This is a genomic window from Clavibacter sp. MX14-G9D (assembly GCF_032917815.1).
Classification (GTDB): Bacteria; Actinomycetota; Actinomycetes; order Actinomycetales; family Microbacteriaceae; genus Clavibacter; species Clavibacter michiganensis_K.
On the sequence record NZ_JAVCVL010000125.1, the window covers coordinates 1 to 8,276 of the forward strand.

Annotated in this window: 8 protein-coding genes; 5 read left to right on the plus strand and 3 right to left on the minus strand. The window is 75.0% G+C overall.

All coding sequences use genetic code 11. The features are described from left to right. Window positions 1–29: 29 nt before the first annotated feature. A complete protein-coding gene (locus Q6969_RS10540; RefSeq protein WP_317230403.1) occupies window positions 30–2,456 on the plus strand; it encodes a GNAT family N-acetyltransferase in 2,427 nt (808 codons plus the stop codon). A gap of 122 nt (window positions 2,457–2,578) precedes the next feature. Here Q6969_RS10540 and Q6969_RS10545 read toward each other — a convergent pair whose 3' ends face one another. Together Q6969_RS10545 and Q6969_RS10550 are read right to left on the minus strand one after the other, a co-directional pair. Continuing rightward, window positions 2,579–3,040, minus strand: coding sequence for an Hsp20/alpha crystallin family protein (locus tag Q6969_RS10545; RefSeq protein WP_317230397.1), 462 nt, complete (start codon window positions 3,038–3,040; stop codon window positions 2,579–2,581). A 126-nt stretch (window positions 3,041–3,166) separates the two neighbouring features. Further along, window positions 3,167–3,514, minus strand: a complete 348-nt coding sequence (locus Q6969_RS10550) for a hypothetical protein (RefSeq protein WP_094116231.1) — start codon at window positions 3,512–3,514, stop codon at window positions 3,167–3,169. Window positions 3,515–3,681: 167 nt separating this feature from the next. Here Q6969_RS10550 and Q6969_RS10555 point away from each other — a divergent pair, with 167 nt between their 5' ends. From Q6969_RS10555 to Q6969_RS10570, 4 genes are all read left to right on the plus strand, one after another. Then, a complete protein-coding gene (locus tag Q6969_RS10555) occupies window positions 3,682–4,374 on the plus strand; it encodes an SDR family oxidoreductase (protein ID WP_317230398.1) in 693 nt (230 codons plus the stop codon). Window positions 4,375–4,452: 78 nt separating this feature from the next. Then, window positions 4,453–5,052, plus strand: a complete 600-nt coding sequence (locus Q6969_RS10560; protein ID WP_317230399.1) for a MarR family transcriptional regulator — start codon at window positions 4,453–4,455, stop codon at window positions 5,050–5,052. Continuing rightward, complete coding sequence (locus tag Q6969_RS10565; protein WP_317230400.1) at window positions 5,049–5,999, plus strand: NmrA family NAD(P)-binding protein; 951 nt, start codon at window positions 5,049–5,051, stop codon at window positions 5,997–5,999. The genes Q6969_RS10560 and Q6969_RS10565 overlap by 4 nt, the downstream gene beginning before the upstream one ends. A gap of 127 nt (window positions 6,000–6,126) precedes the next feature. Next, complete coding sequence (locus tag Q6969_RS10570) at window positions 6,127–7,146, plus strand: NADP-dependent oxidoreductase (RefSeq protein ID WP_317230401.1); 1,020 nt, start codon at window positions 6,127–6,129, stop codon at window positions 7,144–7,146. On the opposite strand, the gene Q6969_RS10575 is transcribed toward Q6969_RS10570, so the two are convergent. Then, window positions 7,091–8,276, minus strand: a 1,186-nt coding sequence (locus Q6969_RS10575; RefSeq protein WP_317230402.1) for a YihY/virulence factor BrkB family protein, incomplete at its 5' end; no start/stop codon positions are given. The two genes, Q6969_RS10570 and Q6969_RS10575, sit on opposite strands and share 56 nt — an antisense overlap.

The window sequence follows — 8,276 nt, forward strand, 5'->3', positions numbered from 1 at the left end:
GCCGCCCGCCCGCGTCGCCGCCGCTCGCGATGCGCCCGCTGGACGCCGACGCCGACGCGGCGCTCGTCCACGGCTGGGTCACCGCGCCGCGCGCCCGGTTCTGGCAGATGCAGCACGCGACCCTCGACGACGTGCGGGACGCGTACCGGTCCCTCGCGGCGGATCCGCGCCGCGAGGCATGGATCGGCCTCCACGACGGCGTGCCCGCGTTCCTCGTCGAGGCCTACGACCCGGCGGACGACCCGATCGGCGCGCACCTCGACCCGCTCCCCGGGGACCGCGGCATGCACCTGCTCGTCGCGCCGCCGTCCGGCGGCCCCCTGCCGGGCTTCACCACCGCCGTGATGCGGCACGTCGTCGCGCACCTGCTGCGCGATCCCGCCGTCCGGCGCCTCGTCGTCGAGCCGGACGTCCGCAACGAGGCCGTCCAGCGCCTCAATGCCGTCGTCGGCTTCCAGCCCCTCCGGGTCGTCGACCTCGGCTCGAAGCACGCGCTCCTCAGCGTCGCCACGCGCGACGACCTCCTGCACGCCACGCCCGTCGAGGGGACGCCCCTCGACGCCCCACCTCCGGACGGACACGCCATGACCCCCACCCCCGACCGCACGGCGGAGGCCGCCCCGGGCGTCCACCCCGCCGCGCACCTCCGGCCCGACGCCTGGGCCGCCGCCACCCGCCACCTCGTCCGCAAGGCGCTCGCCGAGTTCGCGCACGAGCTGCTCATCCGGCCCGAGCGCGTCGACCCCGACGTGCCGCCGGGCGCTCCCCGGCGCCCGCACGACCCCCGGGAGCGGGCCGCGTACCGCGTCACGAGCGGCGACGGGCGGAGCGCGTACGCGTTCCGGGCGCGGGTCCTCGAGCTCGACCACTGGGACGTCGAGGAGGCGAGCATCCGGCGCACGGTGGACGGGGCTCCCGCCGAGCTCGACGCCACCGACCTCGTGCTCGACCTCCGCGACCGGCTGGGGATCACCGACGAGGTCCTGCCCGTCTACCTCGACGAGCTCAACAGCACGCTGTCCGCCGCGGCCTTCTCGCGCCTGCGGGACGTGCCCGACGCCCGCGGGCTGCTCACGGCGTCCTACGCGGAGGTGGAGTCGACCATGGACGAGGGCCACCCCTGCTTCGTCGCGACGAACGGCCGCATCGGCTTCGACCTCGACGACCACGACCGGTACGCGCCGGAGGCGGGGCAGGACGTGCGCATCCTCTGGCTCGCCGTGCACGAGCGCCTCGCCCGGTTCACCGCGATCGACGGCCTCGACCGGGAGGCCTTCCTCGACGCCGAGCTCGGTGCCCCGGCCCGTGCGCGCTTCCGCGCGCGGATGGCGTCGCTCGGCATCGACCCCGCCCGGCGCGTGCTCGTGCCGGTGCACCCGTGGCAGTGGGAGAACGTCGTCACGGTGACCTTCGCGGGGCTCATCGCCCGGCGCGACATCGTGCTGCTCGGCACGGGCGACGACGCGTACGGCGCGCAGCAGTCCATCCGCACCTGGGCGAACCGCACGACCCCGGAGCGCTGCTACGTGAAGACGTCGCTCTCCATCCTCAACATGGGGTTCACGCGGGGCCTGTCACCGGCCTACATGGCGGTGACGCCGGCCATCAACGACTGGGTGCACGCGCTCGTGACGGGCGACCCCGAGTTCGCCCGGCTCGGCTTCGGGATCCTGCGGGAGGTCGCGGCCGTCGGCGTGCGCGACGAGCGGGTCGACCGCGCGCTGCCGGTCGGCCACTCCCACACCAAGATGCTGTCCGCGCTCTGGCGGGAGTCGCCCGTGCCAGGGCTCGCGGAAGGCGAGCGGCTGATGAGCATGACGAGCCTCCTGCACGTCGACGGGCAGGGCGCCACGGTCCTGGGAGCGCTGATCGACGCGTCGGGCGTCGGCGCGGCCGCGTGGATCCGGAGCTGGCTCGACGCGTACCTGGTGCCGATCGCGCACGCGCTCCTCGCGCACGACCTCGCGTTCATGCCGCACGGGGAGAACGTGATCCTCGTGCTCCGCGACCACGTCGTCGTGCGCGTGCTCATGAAGGACATCGCCGAGGAGGTCGCGCTGCTCGACCCGGATCGCGAGCTCCCGGAGGACGTCCGGCGCATCCGCCTCGGCGTGCCCGACGACGAGCGGACCCTCACGGTGCTCACGGACGTGATGGACGGCTTCCTGCGCTTCGCCGCCGCCCTCGTCGCGGACCGCGAGGACCTCGGGCCCGACGGGCTCTGGCGCGTGGCCGCCGAGGCGCTCGCGGACCACGAGCGCGCGCACCCGGAGCTCGCGGCCCGGATCGCGCGGAGCGACCTCTTCACCCCGTCGTTCGCGCGCTCCTGCCTCAACCGGCTGCAGCTGCGGGACAACCGGCGCATGGTCGACCTCGCGGATCCGGTGCTGCAGATCCACGGCTCCCTGCGGAACCCGCTCGCCGTCCACGCGGGGCTCCGGCCGCGGCACGGCTGACGTTCGCGGGCGGCTCCGGTCCCGGCGCCCCGCAGACGGCGAGGAGCCGCCGTCCGCGTGTGCGGACGGCGGCTCCTCGAGGTGGGCTGCGCCGCGGCCGGGCCGGGCCGCGTGCGACCGGGTCAGCTCGCGGCGGGCGCCGCGGATCCCACCGTCAGGGTCTCGGCCCGCTGCTCGCCGGACCCGTCGTCGGACGTGACGGCGATCTTGCGCGGCTTCGCCCGCTCGCTCACCGGGATGGTGACGCTGAGCACGCCGTTGGCGTAGTGCGCCGAGATGCGCTCCGTGTCGATGCCCTGGCCGAGCGTGAGCTGGCGCAGGAAGGTGCCGGCGACGCGCTCGCGGGTGAGCCAGCGGACGCCCGGGTCGCCCGCGAGGGTGCGCTCGGCGCGGATGGTGAGCAGCTGGCCGTCCACGTCGATGTCCACCGAGCCCGGGTCGATGCCCGGGAGGTCGGCGGCCAGCACGTAGGTGTCGCCCTCGCGGTGCAGGTCGATGGGCATCGGGCGGTTCGCCTGGCGCGTCTCGGCCAGCGCGCCCATCGCGCGGTCCAGCTCGCGGAACGGATCGAAGGTCATGTTCATGGTCGACTCCTCACTGGTGATCTGCGGGTTGAGCCCCCTCGGCTCAACTACGTCGAGATTAGCACTCGACCTGCACGGGTGCCAAGTGGTTCGCCGAGGGCGAATGCAGCCCTGATCACCTCTTCGTCAGCGGCGGCGGAGGTCGCGCTCCATGCGCCCGATGAGCGTCCAGACCGCGCGCGAGAGGTCCGGGTGCTCGAGTGCGATGCCCCGCAGCAGGCGGTACTCGAAGCGCGCGACGACGCCGGGCGCGGTGGACGGGTGCCGCACCCGGGCGAGCTCCTCGGCCATCCCGTCGGCCTCGAGCGCGTCCTGCCGGAGGGTCGCGACCACGTGCTCGTCCACGGTCGGCAGCTGCGGGATGACCTCCCACGGGTCGTCGCCGTTCCGGCACCGGTGCTCGATGACGGCGTCCAGCTCGTCGCGGGCCTCCTGGCGCAGCACCTCGAGGCTGGCGGGGAAGCGGGCGTGCACGGGCGGTTCCCCTCGGACGGCGGACGGCGGGCGGTGGCGAGCCCTCGCTCGTGACGCGACGGCCGGATCCCCTTCACGCTACGTCATGCCCCGGACCCCGCCCGACGAGGGGGAGCGGCGCCCTCGCTAGCCTGGGAGCCGACCCCGGAGCCGCCCCAGGAGGACCCATGACCGACACCGCCCGCCCCGTCGCCCTCGTCACGGGGGCCACGCGCGGCATCGGCCGCGCCGTCGCCCAGGACCTCGCCCGCACCCACCGCGTCATCGTCCACGGACGCGACCGGGAAGCCGTCGACGCGCTCGCCGCCACGCTCCCCGACGCCGTGGGGTGGGCCGCCGACCTCGCCGCGGGCGGCCTCGCCGACGGCGTGCCCGCCCTGGACCGGCTCGACGTGCTCGTGCACTCGGCCGGCGTGATCGGCGGCGACGCGGTCGGGGAGACGCCCGTCGACGAATGGCGGCGCGTGTTCGAGGTCAACGTCTTCGCCGTCGCCGAGGTCACGCGCGTCCTCCTCCCGGCGCTCCGGGCGGCGGGCGGCCAGGTGGTGCTCGTCAACTCCGGGTCCGGCTTCACGGCCAACCCGACCGGCGGCGTCTACGCAGGGTCGAAGTTCGCCCTCCGCGCGCTCGGCGACGCCCTCCGCGAGGAGGAGCGCCCGAACGGCGTGCGCGTCTCCAGCGTGCACCCGGGCCGCGTCGCCACCGACATGCAGCGGGAGCTCCGCGCGAAGGAGGGGGGCGAGTACGACGAGACGCGGTACCTGGACCCCGCCTCGGTCGCCCGGGCCGTGCGCCTCGTCGTCGACCAGACGCGCGACGGCACGCTCGAGTCGGTCTCGCTGCGGCCGTTCGGGGGCTGATGCGCACCCGGCCGCGGATGGCCGACGATCTTGAGATCATCTCGCGCAGAGACGATCTGCGCGGGATATGATCTCCGCATGAGCGCATCCACCTCGGCACCCGACCACGACGTCGACGTGGACGCCGCGGACATCGACTGGGACGCGGGCGGGATCGAGACGCAGCTCGGCTGGTCGCTCCAGGCGGTCTACCAGGGGTTCGCGCGCACAGCGCAGACGGCCGTCGCCGACGTGCCGGGCGGCCCCCGCGGGTACCAGGTGCTCGTCGCGATCACGACCGAGGAGCCCGCCTCGCAGCTCGCCCTCGCGCAGCGGCTCGGCATCGACAAGACGCAGATGACCTACGTCATCGACGCACTCGCCGACGGCGGCCACGTCGAGCGGCAGCCGCATCCGCGCGATCGCCGGATCCGGCGGGTCGTGCCCACCGACGCCGGCCGGGCGCTGCTCGCGACCGCCCGCGTGGCCCTCGGCGAGGTGGAGGACGTGCTCATGCGCGACCTCGACGCCGAAGAGCGCATCGTCCTCCGGCGGCTCCTCGCGCGCGTCGCCCTCGGCGCCGGCGATGCCGCCGCGGGCCTCCCCGACACCGGCGAGGCGCTCGAGCAGCCCGTCGCCGCCCCCCACCGCTCGCGCCGCCCGGCGCGCCGACCACCCGCAGATGGAGAACCCTCGTGAGCACCCCCGCATCCGGATCCACCCCCGCGTCCCCGCCCGTCGTCGTGGCCGGCGCCACCGGCGACCTCGGCCGCCGCATCGTCCGCGAGCTCCTCGCCAGGGACGCGTCCGTCCGGGTGCTGACCCGCCCGGGCGCCCGGTCGTCCGTCGAGGCGTGGGCCGGCGAGCCCCGCGTCGAGGTCGTCGAGGCCGCGTACACCGACCCGGCGGCGCTGGTCCACGCGGTCGAGGGCGCGCGCGTCGTCGTGTCCGCCGTCAGCGGCGCCCGGTCCGTGATCCTCGGCGCCCAGCGCGCCCTCCTCGCGGCCGCGGTCGCGGCGGGCGTGCCGCGCTTCATCCCCTCCGACTACTCCTCGGACTACCGGCGGGTGACGCCCGGCAGCAACCGCAACTTCGAGCTGCGCCGCGAGTTCGCGGCCGACCTCGACGCCGCACCCGTGCGCGCCACCTCCGTGCTCAACGGCGCGTTCGCCGACATGCTCACCGGCCAGGCGCCCATCGTGCTGTTCGACCGGCACCGCGTCCTGTACTGGTCGTCCGCCGACCAGGTGCTCGACTTCACGACCAAGGACGACACGGCCCGCGTGGTCGCGCAGGTGGCGCTCGACGACGACGCGCCGCGCGTGGTCGAGGTGGCGGGCGACCGGGTCACCGCCCGGGACATCGCGCGCACCATGACGGAGATCATGGGCAGGCCGTTCGCGCTGCAGTGGGCGGGCACCACGGGGGTCCTCTCCGCCGCCAGCAGGGCCATGCGCCGGGTCGGGCGAGACGAGCAGGAGACCTTCCCCGCCTGGCAGGGCATGCAGTACCTCGTCAGCATGTACAGCGGCGAGGCCGAGCTGCGGCACGTCGACCGCGCGCCGTTCGGCGACGCCCGGTGGACGAGCGTGCGGGACGTGCTCGCCGCGCACGTCGCCGAGCGGAGCGCCGCGACCGGCGCGTAGCGGGCGCCCGTCACGAGGCCACGGCTCGCTGGGTGCGGCATCCAGACGGCGGTGGTTGGGTGGGGCCGCGCCACGAGCGCCGCGGGCCGGTCGTCCGACCGCCCGCACCCCGGAACGAAGGAGACACATGACGTCACGCAGCATCCAGTGGCAGCTGGCGAAGCGCCCCACCGGCGAGCCCACCCCCGACGACGTCCGCCGCGTCGAGGTCGACCTGCCCGACCTCGAGGACGGCGAGGTGCGCGTCGAGAACGAGTTCATCTCCGTCGACCCGTACATGCGCGGCCGCATGAACGACGTGCCCTCCTACGTCCCGCCGTTCGGGCTCGACGAGGCCATGACCGGATCCGCGGTGGGCCGCGTCGTCGAGTCCCGCTCCGACGACCTCGCCGTCGGCACGCTCGTCAGCCACATGCTCGGCTGGCGCGACGTCGCCCAGGGCCGGGCCGCCGCCTTCCGTCCCGTCCCCGAGGTCCCGGGCGTCGCGTCCTCCGCGCACCTCGGCGTCCTCGGGCTCACGGGCCTCACCGCCTACGTCGGGCTCACCCGCATCGCGTCGATCCGCGAGGGCGACGTCGTCTTCGTGTCCGGCGCGGCCGGCGCGGTCGGCTCCATGGTCGGCCAGATCGCCCGCCTGCTCGGCGCCTCCCGCGTCGTCGGCAGCGCCGGATCCGCGGAGAAGGTCGAGCGCCTCACCGACCACCTCGGCTTCGACGCGGCCTTCGACTACCACGGCGGCGACCTCGACGCGAAGCTCGCCGAGGCCGCGCCCGACGGCATCGACCTCTACTTCGACAACGTGGGCGGCGACCACCTGTCCGCGGCGCTCGGCGCGCTCAAGGACTTCGGCCGGGTCGCCAACTGCGGCTCGATCTCGACCTACAACTCCACGGGCGAGGAGGTCGCGATCCGCAACACGGGGCGCATCGTCACGCGCGGGCTCACGCTCCGCGGCTTCACGCTCGGCAACCACCAGGACCTGGCGCCCGAGTTCGCCCAGAAGATGGGCCCGTGGCTCTCCGAGGGCCGCATCACGGCCGACGAGACGGTCGTCGACGGCATCGACCGCGCGTTCGAGGCCTTCACCGGCCTCATGCGCGGCGAGAACGTCGGGAAGATGGTCGTGCGGACGAGCGCTCCCGCCTGACCCGCACCTCCCGGGTGTCGTCCTCGGGGAGCGTCGGCGGCGCGTCCGCCCGGCGCTCCCCGTCGTCGTCCCCGGGCGCGTCCGCCGGGTTCCGCGCCTCGCGCAGCCGGCGTCCCTCGTCCTCGAGCAGCGCGCGCCGGCGGGCGAGCCGCTCGGCCCGCGTGGTGTCGCGCACGGGCAGCCGCAGCGCGTGCTCGGCGGGGATCCCGGCCTGCAGCTGCCGGGCGCGGATGATCTCCACGTCGAGCTCGCCGCCGAGGACGAGCGACAGGTTCCCGATGTAGAGCCAGAGCAGCAGCACGATCACCGCGCCGAGCACCCCGTAGGTCGACTCGTAGGTCGCGATCCGCGTCACGTACGCGACGAACCCGGCGGTGCCCAGCCCCCAGGCGACGATGGCGACGAGGCTGCCCCACGTCAGCAGGTCGACCCGGCGGCGGCGGAGGTTCGGGGTCGCGGCGTAGAGCACGCCGATGATCCCCGTCAGCAGCACCACGAGCAGCGGCCACTTGACGACCGCCCACACCACGAGGGTCGTGTCGCCGAGACCCAGGTGCTGCCCCAGCGCCCGGGCGCCCTCGTCGGTGAGCAGCAGCATGCCCACCATCACGACGCTGACGATCAGCAGCACGATCGTCACCACGAGCATCAGGGCCCGGTACTTGACGAGCGGTCGGCCCTCCTCCGTCTCCTGCACGCGGTTCATCGCGCGGCCGAACGCCGTGACGTAGGCCGCCGACGTCCAGACCGCGCCGAGGAAGCTGACGGTGAAGGCGATGCCGGAGCGCGGTCCGTCGGCGAGCTGCTCGACGGGGTCGCGGATCACGTCGACCGCGGGGTCGCCGAGCACGGCCGTGAGCACGCGGAGCACGCCCTCGACGCCCGCGCGCGTATCGCCGACCAGGCCGATGAGGCTGAGCACCGCGACCGCGGCGGGCACGAGCGAGAGCGTGGAGTAGAAGGTGAGGCTCGCGGCCGTGTCGATGCCGCGGTGCTTCATGAAGCCGTACACCGCGCGACGGGAGGCGTACCAGCCGAGCTCGCGGCCGATGCGCTGGCGGCGGTGCAGGGCCCCGTCGTCGACGCCGCCGCCCGGCCGGACGGCGTCGGCGGCGTCGGGCGCGGCGAGC

Coding starts and splice junctions, on each gene's coding strand:
- Q6969_RS10540 (WP_317230403.1), top strand. CDS start 30: ATGCGCCCGCTGGACGCCGACGCCGACGCGGCGCTCGTCCACGGCTGG.
- Q6969_RS10545 (WP_317230397.1), bottom strand. CDS start 3,040: ATGAACATGACCTTCGATCCGTTCCGCGAGCTGGACCGCGCGATGGGC.
- Q6969_RS10555 (WP_317230398.1), top strand. CDS start 3,682: ATGACCGACACCGCCCGCCCCGTCGCCCTCGTCACGGGGGCCACGCGC.
- Q6969_RS10560 (WP_317230399.1), top strand. CDS start 4,453: ATGAGCGCATCCACCTCGGCACCCGACCACGACGTCGACGTGGACGCC.
- Q6969_RS10570 (WP_317230401.1), top strand. CDS start 6,127: ATGACGTCACGCAGCATCCAGTGGCAGCTGGCGAAGCGCCCCACCGGC.